Origin of the sequence: Providencia sp. PROV201 (assembly GCF_028479545.1) — a bacterium.
Lineage (GTDB): Bacteria > Pseudomonadota > Gammaproteobacteria > Enterobacterales > Enterobacteriaceae > Providencia > Providencia huaxiensis.
Genome location: NZ_JAMPNW010000006.1, coordinates 74,909 through 93,666, shown reverse-complemented (window position 1 = coordinate 93,666; position 18,758 = coordinate 74,909). Strand labels below are relative to the sequence as shown.

At 42.3% G+C, this 18,758-nt stretch carries 17 protein-coding genes; 12 read left to right on the top strand and 5 right to left on the bottom strand.

Annotated elements, in window-relative coordinates; translation table 11 throughout:
• Positions 1–180: 180 nt before the first annotated feature.
• The 4 genes from PR809_RS07040 (at position 181) to PR809_RS07025 (ending at position 5,677) form a co-directional block, all read left to right on the top strand.
• Complete coding sequence (locus tag PR809_RS07040; RefSeq protein WP_206276012.1) at positions 181–2,511, top strand: Tex family protein; 2,331 nt, start codon at positions 181–183, stop codon at positions 2,509–2,511.
• A 341-nt stretch (positions 2,512–2,852) separates the two neighbouring features.
• Entirely contained in the window at positions 2,853–3,083 is a 231-nt protein-coding gene (gene feoA / locus PR809_RS07035; RefSeq protein WP_004262866.1) for a ferrous iron transporter A, read from the top strand.
• A gap of 30 nt (positions 3,084–3,113) precedes the next feature.
• A complete protein-coding gene (gene feoB / locus PR809_RS07030; RefSeq protein WP_102138813.1) occupies positions 3,114–5,432 on the top strand; it encodes a Fe(2+) transporter permease subunit FeoB in 2,319 nt (772 codons plus the stop codon).
• Between the two features lie 11 nt (positions 5,433–5,443).
• Positions 5,444–5,677: a FeoC-like transcriptional regulator gene (locus tag PR809_RS07025; protein WP_102138812.1), complete on the top strand. Its 234-nt coding sequence runs from the start codon at positions 5,444–5,446 to the stop codon at positions 5,675–5,677.
• A gap of 48 nt (positions 5,678–5,725) precedes the next feature.
• Here PR809_RS07025 and bioH read toward each other — a convergent pair whose 3' ends face one another.
• Positions 5,726–6,505 (bottom strand): pimeloyl-ACP methyl ester esterase BioH, encoded by a 780-nt coding sequence (gene bioH, locus PR809_RS07020; RefSeq protein ID WP_102138811.1) that lies wholly within the window; start codon positions 6,503–6,505, stop codon positions 5,726–5,728.
• A 54-nt stretch (positions 6,506–6,559) separates the two neighbouring features.
• Here bioH and PR809_RS07015 point away from each other — a divergent pair, with 54 nt between their 5' ends.
• The 7 genes from PR809_RS07015 (at position 6,560) to PR809_RS06985 (ending at position 13,672) form a co-directional block, all read left to right on the top strand.
• Positions 6,560–7,243, top strand: a complete 684-nt coding sequence (locus PR809_RS07015; RefSeq protein WP_206276013.1) for a DNA utilization protein GntX — start codon at positions 6,560–6,562, stop codon at positions 7,241–7,243.
• Between the two features lie 63 nt (positions 7,244–7,306).
• Complete coding sequence (gene nfuA / locus PR809_RS07010) at positions 7,307–7,885, top strand: Fe-S biogenesis protein NfuA (protein ID WP_004266130.1); 579 nt, start codon at positions 7,307–7,309, stop codon at positions 7,883–7,885.
• Between the two features lie 89 nt (positions 7,886–7,974).
• Positions 7,975–8,298 (top strand): thiosulfate sulfurtransferase GlpE, encoded by a 324-nt coding sequence (gene glpE, locus PR809_RS07005; protein WP_004262879.1) that lies wholly within the window; start codon positions 7,975–7,977, stop codon positions 8,296–8,298.
• Positions 8,299–8,314: 16 nt separating this feature from the next.
• Entirely contained in the window at positions 8,315–9,160 is an 846-nt protein-coding gene (gene glpG, locus PR809_RS07000; protein ID WP_102138809.1) for a rhomboid family intramembrane serine protease GlpG, read from the top strand.
• Between the two features lie 28 nt (positions 9,161–9,188).
• Positions 9,189–9,947 (top strand): DeoR/GlpR family transcriptional regulator, encoded by a 759-nt coding sequence (locus PR809_RS06995; RefSeq protein ID WP_004262881.1) that lies wholly within the window; start codon positions 9,189–9,191, stop codon positions 9,945–9,947.
• 290 nt (positions 9,948–10,237) lie between these two features.
• Complete coding sequence (gene glpD / locus PR809_RS06990) at positions 10,238–11,743, top strand: glycerol-3-phosphate dehydrogenase (RefSeq protein WP_102138808.1); 1,506 nt, start codon at positions 10,238–10,240, stop codon at positions 11,741–11,743.
• A gap of 357 nt (positions 11,744–12,100) precedes the next feature.
• The gene (locus PR809_RS06985) at positions 12,101–13,672 is read left to right on the top strand and encodes an ATP-binding cassette domain-containing protein (RefSeq protein ID WP_206276014.1); all 1,572 of its coding nucleotides are present in this window, start codon (positions 12,101–12,103) and stop codon (positions 13,670–13,672) included.
• Between the two features lie 42 nt (positions 13,673–13,714).
• On the opposite strand, the gene PR809_RS06980 is transcribed toward PR809_RS06985, so the two are convergent.
• Genes PR809_RS06980 through PR809_RS06970 form a run of 3 tightly spaced genes read right to left on the bottom strand, consistent with a single transcriptional unit; the run spans position 13,715 to position 15,164 of the window.
• Entirely contained in the window at positions 13,715–14,239 is a 525-nt protein-coding gene (locus tag PR809_RS06980; RefSeq protein WP_272524498.1) for a DUF2569 family protein, read from the bottom strand.
• 18 nt (positions 14,240–14,257) lie between these two features.
• Positions 14,258–14,611 (bottom strand): DUF488 domain-containing protein, encoded by a 354-nt coding sequence (locus PR809_RS06975; RefSeq protein WP_206276024.1) that lies wholly within the window; start codon positions 14,609–14,611, stop codon positions 14,258–14,260.
• Between the two features lie 40 nt (positions 14,612–14,651).
• The gene (locus PR809_RS06970; RefSeq protein WP_102138806.1) at positions 14,652–15,164 is read right to left on the bottom strand and encodes a DUF2569 domain-containing protein; all 513 of its coding nucleotides are present in this window, start codon (positions 15,162–15,164) and stop codon (positions 14,652–14,654) included.
• A 160-nt stretch (positions 15,165–15,324) separates the two neighbouring features.
• Between PR809_RS06970 and PR809_RS06965 the strand changes: the two genes are divergently transcribed.
• Complete coding sequence (locus PR809_RS06965; protein ID WP_102138805.1) at positions 15,325–16,224, top strand: DNA-3-methyladenine glycosylase family protein; 900 nt, start codon at positions 15,325–15,327, stop codon at positions 16,222–16,224.
• 62 nt (positions 16,225–16,286) lie between these two features.
• Here PR809_RS06965 and poxB read toward each other — a convergent pair whose 3' ends face one another.
• Positions 16,287–18,011 (bottom strand): ubiquinone-dependent pyruvate dehydrogenase, encoded by a 1,725-nt coding sequence (gene poxB, locus PR809_RS06960; protein ID WP_206276016.1) that lies wholly within the window; start codon positions 18,009–18,011, stop codon positions 16,287–16,289.
• Positions 18,012–18,758: the final 747 nt, after the last annotated feature.

Here is an 18,758-nt window from a genome sequence, read left to right as displayed (position 1 = left end):
CTTCAAATATTAGCCAATGGAGCCCATAATTATAATATTTTATAGAACATAATCTGAGACTTTCCTACCAATAGGCTCAAATTCAGTCTGGAAATTCTCGTTACCACCAAGTATAACAGTGCAATAAATTTTTAACTGTTCTTCCAGTAGGTATTTAAACAGTAGGTATTGAAACTCGACATGAATGAAACTCTAAGCCAAATTATTGCAGCGGAACTGCAAGCCCAGCCGAAACAAGTTTTTTCTGCCATCACGCTATTAGATGAAGGAAATACTGTCCCGTTTATTGCGCGTTACCGTAAAGAGGTTACCGGTGGGTTGGACGATACTCAGCTTCGCCAGCTAGAAAGCCGTTTAGGGTACTTGCGCGAATTGAATGACCGTAAGCAAACCATCCTCAAGTCGATAGAAGAACAAGGTAAATTGACACCAGAGCTTGCCTCCGCTATCAACACAACGCTCAATAAAACCGAACTTGAAGACCTGTATCTTCCTTATAAACCAAAACGTCGCACCCGCGGGCAAATCGCTATTGAAGCAGGGCTCGAGCCTTTAGCGGATACCCTGTGGAATGACCCAAGCCAGTCACCTGATGAACTCGCAAAAACCTATATCGATGCAGATAAAGGTGTGGCGGATGTTAAAGCCGCTTTAGATGGTGCTCGCTATATCCTTATGGAGCGTTTCGCCGAAGATGCAACTCTTTTAGCGAAAGTTCGCGACTATATTTGGAAAAATGCCCACCTTGTTTCTGTTGTTGCTGAAGGTAAGCAAGAAGAAGGGGTAAAATTTAGTGACTACTTTGAACATCACGAACCCGTTGCTCAGGTTCCTTCTCACCGAGCCCTTGCAATGTTCCGTGGTCGTAACGAAGGGATTTTACAGCTTTCATTAAACTGCGACCCTCAGTTTGATGAACCACCAAAAGAAAGTTACTGCGAAGAAATTATCACCCGCCATTTAGATATTCGTTTAAATAATGCTCCTGCTGACCAATGGCGTAAAGCCGTGATCAGCTGGACATGGCGTGTCAAAGTATTACTGCACTTAGAAACAGAAGTCATGAGCTCACTGCGCGAAAAAGCTGAAGAGGAAGCTATTAACGTGTTTGCTCGTAACCTTAGTGACTTACTGATGGCGGCTCCAGCGGGAATGCGTGCCACCATGGGCTTAGACCCTGGCTTGCGTACTGGCGTGAAAGTTGCTGTCGTGGATGCAACAGGTAAATTAATTGCAACGGATACGATTTATCCACATACCGGACAAGCCGCAAAATCGGCAACCATCGTTGCGGCACTTTGCCAAAAACATAACGTCGAATTAGTGGCCATTGGTAACGGTACAGCTTCTCGTGAAACGGAACGTTTCTTTGCTGAAGTTCAAAAACAGTACCCTGAAGTCACTGCGCAGAAAGTTATTGTCAGCGAAGCTGGCGCTTCTGTTTATTCCGCTTCTGAACTTGCGGCTTTGGAATTCCCAAGCTTAGATGTGTCTTTACGTGGTGCCGTATCTATTGCTCGTCGCCTACAAGACCCACTGGCTGAATTAGTGAAAATTGACCCAAAATCCATTGGGGTTGGCCAATATCAGCATGATGTCAGCCAAACACAATTAGCGCGTAAACTCGATGCAGTTGTCGAAGACTGTGTAAACTCCGTTGGTGTTGACTTGAATACCGCTTCCGTTGCCTTACTGACTCGCGTTGCCGGTTTAAGCAAAATGATTGCGCAAAACGTGGTGGACTGGCGCGACCAGAATGGCCAGTTTAGTGATAGAAAACAGTTGCTCAAAGTTGCACGCCTTGGGCCAAAAGCCTTTGAACAGTGTGCGGGCTTCTTGCGTATCACCAATGGTGAAAACCCGTTAGATGCTTCTACTGTTCACCCTGAAGCTTACCCGATTGTTGAAAAAATTCTTGAGTCTGTCCGCCAGCCACTCAAAGAAATTATGGGCAACTCACAGGTGCTTAATACCTTGAGTCCACGTGACTTTACCACTGAGCAATTCGGGGTTCCAACTGTCACCGATATCATTAAAGAACTGGAAAAACCGGGTCGTGACCCACGCCCTGAGTTTAAAACAGCCACCTTTGCCGAAGGTGTAGAAACCATGAAAGACCTGACTTCTGGCATGATCTTAGAAGGTGCAGTCACCAATGTGACCAACTTCGGCGCTTTTGTGGATATTGGTGTTCACCAAGACGGTTTAGTTCATATTTCTTCACTTTCAAATAGTTATGTCGAAGACCCACACAAGGTGGTAAAAGCGGGCGACATTGTGAAAGTCAAAGTGTTAGATGTGGATATTGCACGCAAACGTATTGCGTTAACGATGCGTTTAGATGAACAAGCGGGTGATTCTAACAGTGCCCCTCGCCGTGCAGCCCCTGAACAGGACAAAAATGCGCGTAAGGCGCCTCAATCAAGAGGTAACTCACGCCAAAACAGCGCATCTTCAGGTAACAGCGCCATGAGTGATGCCCTTGCCGCGGCATTCGGTAAGAAACGTTAACTTTCTTTATGGGCATCGCAATGTACCTATTGTGATGCCCATTTCAATAAATAATGCTGTGATTGATTAGTTCAAACAATATATTGGGTATAATTCAGCCATCCCCCCTTCACTGACTCCACCATTAATTTCGCTAGCGGAACACCGTAAACTCAATGCTTCGTTGATCCATATCAAGTCAAATTGACGAAAAAAGAGGCTAAATATAACAAAAGGTGGATGATTATGATTCTCATTGTTAATTAGATTTATTTTTGTTTGGCGACTTTATTACCTGAGCAATTGCACTCTTTAACAATTGTCATCGATATCATTATTAATTAAATGATTAGGAAGACACTATGGCAATACTTCCTCAATGCAGTTACAAAATACTTGGCTTCTCTCCAGAGATTAGTCCTGCATACCGACAAAAACTGCTCTCACTTGGTTTACTTCCGGGTTCTGTCTTTAAAGTGGTGCGCTTAGCGCCTTTTGGTGATCCTGTTCAAATAGAAACTCATCGTGTCAGCTTAGTGCTACGCAAAAAGGATCTTGCCCTACTCAATTTAGATGAAGCGACCACCGCTTAAGTATTTCTTTTTTTATTATTGGCAAACACTATGAAACGATTAACGATCGGCTTAATTGGTAACCCCAATGCAGGCAAAACGACCTTATTCAACCAGCTCACAGGGTCAAGGCAGCGGGTCGGTAACTGGGCGGGGGTCACTGTTGAACGAAAAGTGGGCCGCTTCCATACAGATGACCACAAAATCGAACTTGTTGACCTACCCGGCACCTATTCTCTGACCACTATTTCTGAGCAAACCTCTCTTGACGAACAAATCGCCTGCTACTTTATTTTAAGTGGTGAGGCAGACATGCTCATTAATGTTGTCGATGCGTCTAATTTAGAGCGTAACCTCTACCTGACATTGCAATTAGTCGAGTTAGGCGTTCCATGTATTGTCGCCTTGAATATGTTGGATATCGCTCAAAGCCAACATATTGATATTAATATTGCTGAATTAGAAAAACAGCTCGGCTGCCCTGTGATCCCAATGGTTTCAACTCGAGCAACTGGTATCGATAAACTGAAAAAAGCCATTGATACACATCCACAAAATAGCCAGCAAGCCCTTGTGGAATATCCAGCACAGTTATTGCAAGCTGTAGACTCACTATCTGAACAAATTTCAGCACAACAATTTAGCCACCAGCAGCGCCGCTGGTTAGCATTACAGATCCTCGAAGGGGACATATATAGCCGCCAACGCGCAGAAATATCTGAAGGACAATTGCTGGCGATACGCCAAACACTGAAAGAAGGCTTAAACGAAGAACCTGAATTACTCATTGCCGACGCACGTTATCAATCTATTGCGACCATTTGCAATGCTGCGATTAACAATAGTGCCGCTGAACCAAATCGACTAACACAATCACTGGATAAATTTATTCTGAGCCGTTGGCTCGGCGTACCTATTTTCTTGTTTGTGATGTATTTGATGTTCGTTTTAGCCATCAACATCGGTGGCGCCTTACAACCCTTCTTTGAAGGTGCGTCAGAAGCGATATTTATTCATGGTATTCAGTGGGTTGGTGCCTACTTTAGCTTCCCTGATTGGCTAACTATTTTCCTTGCCCAAGGTGTTGGTGGCGGTATTAACACGGTTTTACCGTTAGTGCCACAAATTGGGATGATGTATCTGTTTCTTTCAATACTGGAAGATTCGGGCTATATGGCGCGAGCCGCTTTCGTGATGGACCGCCTCATGCAAGCCTTAGGTTTACCGGGTAAATCTTTCGTGCCTTTGATTGTCGGTTTTGGCTGTAACGTACCGTCAATTATGGGTGCACGCACGCTCGACGCACCGCGTGAAAGGCTAATTACGGTCTTAATGGCACCATTTATGTCTTGTGGTGCAAGATTGGCTATTTTCGCCGTTTTTGCTGCCGCTTTCTTCGGCAAAAATGGGGCGAGCGTGGTCTTTTCACTCTATATTTTAGGGATTGTTGTCGCTATCTTAACTGGGTTACTACTAAAACATACTCTAATGCGTGGCGAAGCCTCTCCGTTTATCATGGAACTTCCGGTTTACCATGTGCCACATATCAAAACACTGCTGATTCAAACATGGCAGCGCCTAAAAGGCTTCGTGGTACGTGCAGGTAAAGTCATCATCGTTGCCAGTATCTTTATTGGCGCATTAAATAGCTTCTCTTTCTCTGGTAAACCTGTTGATAATATTAATGACTCCGCACTGGCTTCTGTCAGTAAAGTGATAACCCCTGCTTTACAGCCTATCGGTGTTCATGCAGATAACTGGCAAGCAACTGTTGGGTTGATTACCGGGGCGATGGCCAAAGAAGTGGTAGTGGGAACACTAAATACCCTGTATACCGCTGAAGCCATTACTTCTGAGCCGTTCGATGCAGAATCTTTCAATTTATGGGAAGAACTGGGAGATGCGGTTTCTGAAACTTGGGATAGCTTAAAAGAGACCTTTACCTTAAGCGCGTTATCGAACCCTATCGAAGCCAGCAAAGGCGATGGGGAAATGGAATCCGGCTCAATGGGCACCATGGCAGCGAAATTTGGCTCAGGAATTGCAGCCTATAGCTACCTCATCTTCGTCTTACTGTATGTGCCTTGCGTCTCAGTAATGGGTGCTATTGCACGTGAAACCAATAAAAGTTGGATGAGCTTCTCCATTCTGTGGGGCTTAAATGTGGCTTATAGCCTTGCGGCTCTGTTTTACCAAGTTGCCACATTTAGCGAACACCCACAAAGCAGCTTGATTACTATAGCCGCGGTTGTTCTGTTCAACCTTGCCTTGTTCATATTCTTACGTCGCATGCGTAGCCGCGTAACCCTGAACATCAAGAACAGAACCGCAGAGCAATGTTCTGGCTGTTCAAGTGATGCGTGCCACTAAGGAATAAAACGATGACTAGCTTGCTGCAAATAAGAGATTTAATCGCCTTATATGGGCAAGCTGACATCGCGCTACTCAGTGAGCAGCTAAATACACCGGCTCCATTAATTCAAGCAATGGTTGAGAAACTCGTTAGCTTAGAGAAAATTGAACAAGTTGATATCAGTGCTTGTTTAACAGGCAGTAGCTGTAAAGGCTGCCCTGAAAGCACTGATTGCACTCATTTTGTATATAAAATCAAATAATAGGCACACCACAAAAAAATCAGCCTCGAATTAGGCTGATTTTTTTATTTATTCCTCGATACGACTTTGAAAATCCAACAGGTATTCGCAAAACTCATCAGGATGAGAAATAAATGGTGCGTGAGCACTATTTCGAACAATGACAGATGGCGAATTAGGGTAAAGTTCATCTAAAATTGGCACTATTTTGCGCGGTACCAAGCCATCGAGATAACCATAAATACGCAAGAAAGGAATAGGTAACAGCTTTAATTCCTCGCGCAAATCTTCGGTGCGCAATGATTCAAGCCCTGCATTTAACGTTTCAACCGTTGGAATAGGCTGTTCGAGTACCACAGATTTCAAGGTTTTTGCGTCGTTTCTGGCGCTTTCTGTCCCTAATGTCTGCAATGCTAAAAAACGCTCGACTGTGCGATGAAAATCAGCCGAAAGTTGCTGCTCGAAACCTAATAAAACCTCTGGCCGGATCCCTGCCCAACCGTTTTCTTCGGCTTTAAAACACGGAGAGGAAGCAACCGTAATGAGCCCTTTAACTTCATAGGGATGGTCAAGCGCGATACGGCTTGCAACTAGCCCGCCAAGTGACCAACCAAGCCAAATCGCGTTTTTAGGTGCTTGTTCCCACAAAATATTCGCCATCGATTGAATATTCATGGGGGAAAAACCTTGGCTACGCCCATAGCCCGGCAGGTCAACCAAATGAACCCGAAAGTGCGAAGCGATTCGCGGAATAATTGTTTGCCAGACTTGGGCATTCAGCCCCCATCCGTGCAGCAACACAAGATCTTGTTTACCTTCACCAACGGTCTGCCAATATAACTTTGCCATCGTTACACTCTCTTCATTCATTTATTTGTCAATTCGTTTTAACGGGACGCTACTATGCTAACAATGGAAGGGGGCTGCTGGCTATGCCATCAATCACTAAAGTTACCTCATCAGGGTGTTTGTAGTTTTTGCCTCAAAGGACTGCCTAAAATGCCAACTTGCTGTTTACGTTGTGCTTTACCCTGTGAACAGCCGACCATGGAATGCGGACGCTGCCTAAAGAGCCCACCCCCATGGCAGAAAATTATCACTGTAACCCCCTACCAAGCCGCTTTACGCATGTTAATTCATCGTTTTAAATTTCAAAAACAACCTCAGCTTGCTTTTACTTTAGCACGTATCTTTGCATTATTTTGGCTCACAGGTTATCGCCAACAACAATGGCAAAAACCGGACTTAATCATCACCATTCCACTGCATCGTCGCCGTCTATGGTGGAGAGGATTTGACCACATGGCATTAATAGGCGAAAATTTGTCCAGATGGTTAAATATCCCCTATTCGCAAAATTCATTATCGCGTAGTCGTGCTACACTGGCACAGACTACACTAAAACGTGAGTATCGCCGAAACAACCTAAAGGGAGCATTTACCTTAAACGACTCTGTTTCAAACCTACATGTTGCTGTTATTGATGATGTTATTACAACAGGTTTTACCATGAATAGCGCAGCACAATTGTTGATTTGTGCGGGAGCGCATACTGTTGATGCATGGTCACTGTGTCGCACCTTGTAGGAAAGGGGTAAATGGGCGTATTATAACCAACTAAAGCAGTCAACTATTATTGAGCAAATGATTATGATTAATATTACTGAAGCAGCACAGGCTCATTTTGCCAAGTTGTTGGAAAATCAAGAGCCAGGAACTCAAATCCGTGTTTTTGTTATCAACCCAGGCACGCCAACCGCCGAATGCGGTGTGTCTTACTGCCCTCCGGGTGCCGTTGAAGCCACAGATAAAGAACTAAAGTTCGAGAAATTATCTGCTTATGTTGATGAAATTAGCGCCCCATTCTTGGATGATGCCGAAATTGACTTCGTCACCGACCAACTAGGCTCACAACTGACGTTAAAAGCACCAAACGCCAAAATGCGTAAAGTCTCTGATGACGCACCATTAATTGAGCGTGTTGAGTATGTTTTACAGTCACAAATTAACCCACAACTTGCCAGCCACGGTGGCCGTGTTTCCCTGATGGAAATCACCGACGAAGGCTTTGCAATTTTGCAATTTGGTGGCGGCTGTAACGGCTGTTCAATGGTCGATGTCACCCTTAAAGAAGGTATCGAGAAAGAACTTCTCAAAATGTTTGAAGGTGAGTTAAAAGGCGTTAAAGACCTGACCGAGCACCAACGTGGCGAGCACTCTTTCTATTAATCAATACCACGAATATTTGGCACTCGGTTCTTTACGGGTGCCTATCATTTAACCTTTTATGGGTTGTTACCTACTGTATTCGGTATTTTATGGACCATTTTGAAACATTAACACCAGAGCAAGCCTACCAACATTGGTTAGACGGCACCGCCATACTGGTAGATGTGCGAGACCCACAAAGTTTTCGTGCAGGCCATGCTAGTGGGGCCTATCACCTCACCAATGAGTCACTGAGCCAATTTCTAGAACAAACGGATTACGAACAACCTGTTATGGTGATGTGTTACCATGGGCACAGTAGCCAAGGTGCTGCACAGTATCTGATCAACATTGGCTTTGAATCTGTATATAGCATCAATGGTGGATTTGAAGCTTGGTTAAGGGAATATCCACAAGCCGTTACGGCTCTCTAGATGAGAAAACGCATTCATGATCCACATCACCTCCTTTGCTAATCCCAGAATGGCGCAAGCTTTTGTTGACTATATGGCGAGCAAAAATATTCACCTAAAAATAAAGCCATCACAAGAACAAGCCGTCTTTGAGCTTTGGCTAGAAGATGAGCAGCTTCAACCTCAAGTCCAAAAAGAATTAGATATTTTTCTACAAGACCCAAATCACCCTCGCTACTTAGAAGCCAGTTGGCACACAGGAAGCGCAGATACTCAATTTCAATATCGCAATTATCTAACTTGGGGTTATCTTAAAGAGCAATCTGGCCCTTTAACTATCGCTGTTATTTTATTGTCGATTGTTGTATATCTTTGGGTAGAAATGACCGATGCTCGAGAAGTTCTACGTTATTTGGCATGGCCTATTGGCGACCAACAAACGGAACTCTGGCGTTGGTTTAGTCCTGCATTGGTGCACTTTTCGCTATCACACATTGGTTTCAATCTTGCACTATGGTGGTTTCTCGCTGGGCAAGTTGAGCGAAAACTCGGGACGGGTAAGTTATTCACTATCTTATTGGTCTCTGCGCTGTTTAGTAACTGGGGACAATCGCTATTTAGTGAAAACAACTTTGGCGGCTTATCTGGTGTCGTCTATGCTCTTGTCAGCTATGTGTGGTTAACGGGTGAACGTCGGCCAGAAAGTGGCGTTAGCGTTCCTCGAGGGTTAATGATTTTCTCCATTATCTGGCTTTTTTTCGGTTACTTCGATGTTTTAGGCATGCATATCGCCAATGCCGCACATACTTCAGGGTTAATTATCGGCTTATTAATGGGAGTATGGGATAATAGACACAGTTTTAAACACCAGAGCTCCAGATAAAACATTTTAATAATTAGAGGCTAACGCTGTGAAACAAACCCAGAGACATGATGCAATAGTTGAGCTTGTGCGTCTTCAGGGATATGTCAGTACTGAAGAACTCGTCGAACACTTTGAGGTTAGCCCTCAAACAATCCGTCGAGACCTCAATGATCTCGCTGAACAAAATAAAATTCAGCGGCACCACGGTGGCGCAGCACTGCCTTCAAGTTCTGTAAATGCGGCCTATAATGACCGTAAAATCATGTGGTCAGATGAAAAAGCGCGTATCGCACAACATGTTGCAAGCCAGATCCCTGATGGTGCAACACTGTTTATAGACATTGGTACCACACCCGAAGCCGTTGCCCATGCATTGGTTAATCACAAAAACCTACGTGTGGTGACCAATAACCTCAACGTCGCCACGTTGCTGATGCCAAAAGAAGACTTTCGCCTCATTTTAGCCGGTGGTGAAGTACGCTCACGGGATGGCGGTATTGTCGGTGAAGCGACCCTCGATTTTATTTCCCAATTTAGATTAGATTACGGCATTTTAGGTATCAGTGGTATTGATATGGATGGGTCATTACTTGAGTTCGATTACCACGAAGTTCGTACCAAACGCGCAATTATTGAAAACTCACGCTGTGTCATGCTTGTCACCGACCATTCTAAATTTGGTCGTAACGCGATGGTTAACTTGGGCAATATGAACCTGATTGACTACTTATTTACTGACAAACAGCCACCAGATAGTATTCTCAAAGTCATTGAGCAACATAATGTTCAATTAGAGCTTTGTTAATCAAATAGTTATTCTCATGATGGTAGTCCTCACTGCCATCATGCTTCTTGCTATCCCCCTATTTTAGCCCTCAGCCTTACCATCATTTTTTCTTTTTCGCGCGAAATTCTCTTTTTTCCATTGTGAATAACAATATTTTATGTGTGGGTATTGAAAAAAAATTGTTACCAATATCACGCAGTTGTTATTTTTTTCATTAATAATAGTTGGCATCACTATCTATTTTGACTACAATCAAATGAGCGAAAACGAACATTATTGAAAGTGTTTCGAACATCTCAGGGGGATGCATGGAAACTAAAGACTTGATTGTCATCGGCGGCGGGATCAACGGCGCTGGAATTGCAGCAGATGCTGCAGGTCGTGGATTATCGGTATTACTGCTCGAAGCTCAAGACTTAGCAAGTGCCACTTCATCTGCGAGTTCTAAACTCATTCATGGTGGCTTACGTTACTTAGAACATTATGAATTTAGATTAGTGAGCGAAGCATTGGCTGAACGTGAAGTGCTATTACGATTAGCGCCACATATTGCCTTCCCAATGCGCTTCCGCTTACCGCATCAGCCTCATTTACGTCCAGCTTGGATGATCCGTATTGGCCTGTTCTTATATGACCATTTAGGCAAACGTGTGAGCTTACCAAGCAGTAAAGGGCTGAAATTCAACCAAAATTCCGTACTCAAACCTGAATTAACGAAAGGTTTTGAATATTCTGACTGTTGGGTTGATGATGCGCGTTTAGTTGTGTTAAACGCTCAAGAAGTGGTACGTAAAAATGGTGAAGTTCGCACTCGCACAAAAGTGACTCGCGCTTACCGTGAAAATGGCTTATGGGTTGTTGAAGCTCAAGACTTACGTACGGGTGAAACCCATACATGGAAAGCGAAAGGGCTGGTTAATGCCACTGGGCCTTGGGTAAAAGAGTTCTTTGATGATGGCCTGAAATTAAAATCACCTTACGGTATTCGCCTGATCAAAGGTAGCCACATTGTCGTTCCGCGTGCTCATGATGAACCACAAGCGTATATCTTACAAAATGAAGATAACCGTATTGTATTTGTTATTCCATGGATGGATGAATTTTCTATCATCGGCACCACTGACGTAGAATATAAAGGTGACCCGAAAGACGTCAAAATTGATGAGAACGAAGTTAACTATTTACTGAAAGTGTATAACGACCACTTCAAAAAACAGTTAACCGTGAGTGATATTGTTTGGGACTACTCAGGTGTTCGCCCACTGTGCGACGATGAGTCAGACTCACCACAAGCTATTACTCGTGATTACACATTGGATATTCACGATGAGCAAGGCCAAGCACCATTGTTGTCGGTATTTGGTGGTAAATTAACAACTTATCGTAAGTTAGCGGAAGCTGCTGTAAATAAATTAGCCACTTACTATCCAAATGCAGGTAGTCCATGGACTAAAAATGGTCAGTTACCAGGTGGTGATATCGAAGGTTGTGACCGTGATGGTTATGCACGTGTATTACGTCAACATTATCAATGGCTTCCTGAAGGCTTAGCGCTACGTTTTGCCAGAACTTACGGTAGCAACAGTAAATTGATCCTTGAAGGCGCGAATTCACTCAGTGACCTTGGTGAAGCATTCTCTGCGAATGTCTATGAAGCGGAATTACGTTACTTAGTCAAACATGAGTGGGTAACAGAGTTGGATGATGCTATTTGGCGTCGCACTAAATTGGGTATGTGGCTGAATGAAGAAGAAAAACAGCGCATTGCTCATTGGTTAGCAAAAAATGGGTTGTCAGAGAATACTTCTGCATAATCGTAAAAATCTCGTTGTTATAAAATCTCGTTGTTAATGGAAAAAGCCAGTCGCAGTTGTTGACTGGCTTTTTCTATTTTTAAATCGTTTTTTCTATTTTTAAATAATTAGTACGACTTCCAGAAAAAACCCAATCACGATAAGTTGCACAAATCAATTTGACCTGTTTATAATGTATGCGAATTTATCTCTCACCCAACTTCGCAGGTACGCCTCACGATGAACTAAGCACTGCCAGAAAATATTTTCCAATACCCTTTTGGTATTCATTTTTCTGTTCCTGGCAGGCAACCGCTTTCATCGACGCTTCTTGATAAGTCAACGACGTTGTCTGTCCTCATTATTTTGGAGGTGCATATGACGATTGCTTGTCACTTTTCACAGCTCAATATTGAATTTAACCAAACCGCTCTTTTTTCACCGCTAAGTGGGACGTTGTCATGCCAAAAAAATGCCCTAATTGGCCATAATGGCAAAGGAAAATCCGTCTTGATGCGTATTCTTGCTAGCCAATTATCCCCTACGCAAGGAAATGTACATTGGAACCGCCCCTTTATCTATGTCGAGCAATTAACGCGACTAGCGGGAGAAACGCTTGTCGATGCTTTAGGTATATCTGAGCTTTATCACGCATTCTTACGCATTGAGGCAGGAAATGGTTCTTTGGCAGATTTTGAGCTCACAGAAGATAAATGGCATTTACCTTCCCAATGGCAAAGCTTATTGGACTCTGCAGGGCTCTCTATCTCAATGGAAGCCCCCATTGCCCATTTAAGTGGAGGTGAACGTACTCGCCTAGCCCTTTGCCGTGCATTTCTTCATCAAGACCACTTTTTGCTACTTGATGAACCGGATAACCATTTAGATACACAAAGTCGGCAATGGCTTAGCCAGAAACTCACAGAGCACCGAGCTGGTTGTCTCGTTATTTCTCACAACAGAACCCTGTTAGGCGAAATGGATGCTATTTTTGAATTAACGGAAAAAGGGTTACACGAGTATGGGGGGAATTATGCGTTATACGATACCCAAAAAACCGCGGAAATCGCTGCAATCGATGCACAAAGTGAGCGCTTAGAAAAACGTATACATCAAGAGAAAAAACAGCAACAAGCCACATTACAAAAAGCCGCCCAACGCAAGAAACAGGGAGAGAAAATTCGCTATGGTGGGTCGCAATCCTTATTACTGCTTGATATGCAAAAAAACCGGGCAGAGAAAAGGCAATCAAACGTCGCAGAGCGGCACCAACGGGTTATGGATAACCTACAAAATCAACAACAGGAAAACCAAGAGAAAGCCCGCCACATCAAGCCACAAAAAATGACAATTAACTATCAAAATGAAGGTAATAAAGTCACCATTTTTGCTTCTGATTTGCGTTTGCCTTATGGTTATTCGTCACCACTTTCATTCACCATATACAGTGGGGAGCATTGGCATATTCAAGGGCGTAATGGTTGTGGTAAATCAACCCTACTTAAGGTTCTTGCTGGCCTGTTGCCATCAGATTCAGGAGAGTGCCGCCTCAGTGGGGATTTTTGCTATTTAGACCAACACCTCAACTTACTCGATAAAACATTACCTGTTGCTGAAGCCCTTCATCAATACCAACCCTTGTTTACAGTAGAACAGTGGCGCACGCAATTAGGTATGTTACGAATACGAGGAGATAAATCATTACTGCCACTACAGCAACTCAGTGGTGGGGAGCAACTAAAAGCAACACTATTGGCGCTCACACATAGCCCGAGCCCACCCGCTATTTTATTACTCGATGAACCGGATAACCATTTAGACTTGGATTCAAAACAACTACTTGAAGCGCTATTGCAGGATTACCAAGGAACACTCTTGCTGGTTTCTCACGATGAAACCTTTATTGCAAACTGCAATATAACCCATACGCTAAATCTTTCTGATAAATAACCATACGTTAGGCCACTGCCAAAATAGGAGTGGCCGTATACTTTAATGGATAAATGTATTTTTGACGCGATGAGAAGCTAAAAAGTAGGGGATCCATAACACGCAATAAAAGCTGCCATTTATAGCGGTAATAATATTTGAGTGATTGATTTCCAAACCAAATATATATGGGAATATAAAACGAGCAACCAATACCATTAACGTAAATAACACCATGGTGGAGATAAACAGCCACTTCGCCTGTTTTTTCCATTTAACCACAGCGATAAATGTCCAAAGAAATAGGGCAATTAGAACACCATAACCTATTTGTAAGAAGTAAAAACCTGTCGCAAAGCCTGGAATATAAAAATCAGAATCTGCATGAGTTGCCAATGGCCATGCTGTTTGTACTTGTGAAATTTCTTGCAATAACATCATGACGGTTTTGTACAGCATATAAAACAGACCAATAACCGGTAAAATTAACCATCCACTGATCCCCTGTAACGGCTTTTTAACTACCGGGTGAGCCATTGGTGATATTATTGCGGGCTCTGTTTGCGTGGCTGATTGCTGAATATCCATTCAAATAACCTTTATTTACTATTTACTTTGCATTTTTTCATCAAGAAATGCCTTGAGTACAATTGCTTGATTATGTTCTGTATTTTTAGCACTGTATAACAGTGTTAAGTCACCTTGCTTTGCTTGTGAAACCAATACCTGCCAAGCTGTTGTGTTATTAAGTTCCTGCTGATATCGCTCGATAAATTGTGCAAACTGATCGGTGTTCTGATGAAACCATTTTCGTAGCTCATTGGAAGGTGCAACGTCTTTATTCCAAGCGTCGTGTTGTAAATCTGTTTTTTTTATTCCTCTTGGCCACAGTCTATCAATAAGCACGCGATAACCGTCGTTATCGTCAACAGGGTCATAAACTCGTTTGCATTTAATCATCATTTACCTACCCAATAAGTAAACCGCATAATTTTATTTATTAATTTACAAAGGTATTTTTAACACGCTTTGAAACTAAAAAATATGGTATCCAAATGGCACAAGCAATTAGAGCCCGAAAAATATCTTTGATATCGGAGGCTTCGACCTCTAAATCCAATAAAATACTTGCGAGTATAATATCCGTAACCGTCAAAACTAAAGAAAAGATCTGGAAAAAAATATAAATTTTAATTGTGAGCTTTTTCGTTGTAAAAAAAACATAACTGAGGAAAAGTAAGGTGGCGTATAAAATAACATTACCTAAAACCTCAAAGTAGATTAGCTCTTTAAATAATGGAATAAATGAACTTGATTGTGGATCTGTTAATTCAACCCAATATTCAATCACTTGAGCATTTTGCCCATAAATCGAAAAAGGTAAAATAATCAAGGACAATATTATCCCTAACATGGGTAAAATAAGCCATCCACCAATACCTTTTAATTCTTTCCTTGGTTGTGGTGATGGTACCGAAGTGCCATGAGATGAACTGTGACCTTCAGTTTTCATTTACACTTCCTTATTATCCTTATTAAACAGACAAATAATATCAATACAAAATAAATAACCCTATATAAGATAGCATACCTACTCAACAAAAAATGAGTAACTAAATGCGCTAATTCACAATTATATTGCTAATAAAGAACAATCTGACAAGGCCATCATTATGCAAATATTTACCGCACAGTTACCACTCCCTACCAATTACCTCTATGGTGATTTTTTTGCCTTTCATTTAAGAGATCAACACAATGTTGCGGAAATAGTGGAAGAAAATACATTACACAAAGGCATAATATGGCAACAACATGCCACAAAAATGACATTAGAGCTAAAAAAACAACAAGCAATAATTTCATTAGAAATTGATCCCCCATCTGTCATTGTCAATGAACAAGACCTGTTAACGTTGGCACAGCATGTACTTGGCTTGAAACAGAATATTGATGAGTTCGAAAAATACTACTGTGAAAACCCAACACTGGGCCAGCTCATTGAAAAACAAAGAGGATTACGAATTTATCAATCTGCCAGTGCATTTGAAGCATTAGTTTGGGCTATTATTGGCCAACAAATCAGTGTTCACGCAGCTATTGCCATTCGTCGACGATTCATCCAAGCCGTGGGGATCCAGCACACTTCGGGTATTTGGTGTTTTCCCGATACACCACAGGTCAAATCAGTTGATGACGAAACGCTACGCCAAACGGGTTTTTCGAAGGGGAAAATTACCGCCCTCAGAGCCCTTTGTGAAGCCATCGAAAATCAACAAATTGATTTATCACAGCATGTCACTCACTCCAATGCGAATCAAATAACTGAACAATTATTAAAAATCAAAGGAATTGGCCCTTGGACTGTGAGCTATGCTTTACTCAGAGGATTCAACTACTTAGATGGCTCTTTACATGGAGATGTTGCGGTAAGGCGTAATTTGCAAACATTGCTCGATAAACCAGAACAACCCAACGCCAAAGAAACAGAAAAATGGTTAGCGCAATTCTCCCCATGGCGTGCGCTGGTTGCCGCTCATTTATGGCGTAGCCAATCAGCCGCAGGGTATTGATTAATCAAAAAAAGCCCACTTCACATTGAGAAGTGGGCTTTCCAGCTATACGCAATATCGATTTAACGTAGCCAGTTCGTTTTCACTAATTGAACGACTTCATCACCACGACCACTCATAATCGCTTTTAACATATACAGGCTAAAGCCTTTCGCTTCTTGCGCTGCAATTTCTGGCGGCATAGACAGCTCTTGTTTGGCGGTCAAGACATCAACGACCACCGGCCCATCATGGGCAAACGCTTCTTTTAATGCGCCGTCTAGGTCTTCACTTTTTTCAACACGGATCCCTTTAATACCCGCAGCATTCGCAATCGCTGCAAAGTTAGGGTTATGTAAATCCGTTCCTGCTGTCAAGAAACCGGCAACTTTCATTTCCATGGCAACAAAGCCAAGTACGCCATTGTTATGAATGATGATTTTTACTGGTAATTGCATTTGAGAAAGAGAGATAAAATCGCCCATTAGCATACTGAAACCACCATCACCACACATTGCAACCACTTGACGTTTTTTATCAACGGCTTGTGCACCAATAGCTTGTGGCATCGCGTTTGCCATTGACCCATGGTTAAAAGAGCCAATTAAACGGCGCTTACCGTTCATTTTCAAATAACGCGCAGCCCATACTGTCGGGGTTCCCACGTCACAAGTGAAAATCGCGTCATCAGCGGCTAATTCACTAATTTTTGTTGCAAGATACTGTGGATGTATTAACCCTTCATGACCCGGTTTAGCAAGATCATCTAACCCTTTTCTAGCCTCTGAATAATGTTTCAAAGCACCGTCGAGGTGTTTTGTCTCTTGTCTCGTCTCTAGGTGTGGCTGTAATGCATCCAATGTCGCTTTGATATCTCCAATCAACCCCATATCAATATGGCAATGGGAGCCCAAGCTGCCCGCATTAATATCAACCTGAATGATTTTAGCTTCACTTGGGTAGAAAGGACGGTATGGAAATTGTGTCCCGAGCAAAACGACCGTATCTGCGTTCATCATTGCGTGGTAACCTGATGAAAAACCTATTAAACCTGTCATTCCAACGCTGTATGGGTTATCCCATTCAATATGTTCTTTACCACGTAACGCGTGTACTACCGGTGCTTTTAGTGTTTCTGCTAGCTTAACCACTTCATCATGGGCACCTGCGCAGCCATTACCACAGAATAACGTGATATTCTTAGACTGATTCAGCAGTTCAGCAAGTTTTTCGATTTCACTTCGCTGAGGCATAATCAGTGGAGCTTGTGGCTGATACCACGTTTCTTTCGCTGACTCTGGCGCATCTTTTAGCGCAACATCACCCGGTATCACAACAACGGATACCCCTTTATTCAGAATCGCTTTACGCATAGCGATACCAAGAACTTGTGGAATTTGCTCTGGATTAGAGACCATTTCACAATAATGGCTGCACTCGCGGAATAATTCAGTTGGATGGGTTTCTTGGAAATAGTTACTACCAATTTCACTGGATGGGATATGAGCTGCGATCGCTAATACGGGCACTCGATTACGGTGGCAATCATACAACCCATTTATAAGGTGCATATTTCCTGGCCCACAAGAGCCCGCACAGACGGCTAAATTGCCGGTTAACTGAGCTTCTGAACCCGCAGCAAAAGCAGCAACTTCCTCATGGCGAGTACCTAGCCACTCAATAGCGCCTTGACGACGCAAGCTGTCGGTTAAGCCATTCAACGAGTCTCCTGTAACGCCCCAAATACGTTTAACACCTGCATTATCAAGTACTTTTGCAATATAGGATGCAACACTCTGTTTTTTCATAATGGCACTCTTTTAAGTCGGATGTGGTACCCTTGATATCTTGCAGTTCAAAATATGAAAGGGACCTTTTTAGATGTATAGCAACATTCAAAATAGAATCTTGTCATACTCGCTTATATCAAACTCAATATTGACAATAAATTGATTGTAACTAAGTAAATTCTTCATTCCTACTCATCAAATTAAATATAAGACAGAACAGCATAATCCACCGTTATTATCAAAAGAAGAGGATAGCAACAAGATAAATAAACAGGCGAGTTATTAACAACTTAAATACAATGAGAGCATCAGAAAAGGATTAGATTATCTTCATATATTATTCATCGCAACAGCGCCATTATTTCAACAATATTAAATCGCTAGCCTTATATATATTTATGACAGACTGAAACTTGCCAAATGAAATGGTATTGAATTGATTTAAAACAATTTATTTTCAGCCCATTTATTATCCAAATTCTATTTTTTCGAATATTCGGCTCAATCGTCTAGCCACCAACACAAAACCCTGCAAAGAAAAATGAATTGGTATAAAACACCTTCATTTTACATTTATCCGATATTAATGTAGTATTGAATGTGTATTTATTAATTCAAGGTGGTTTTCTTGCTGTATTTACAACACAAGTACTCTCATTTCTCTACCCATTACATACCTGCTTTAGCCTGTTATTTCAGCGCTACATAAAAACACTAAAAACTTATCTATTGCGAAAACAACGTCTATTCTAAATAATAAGGTTT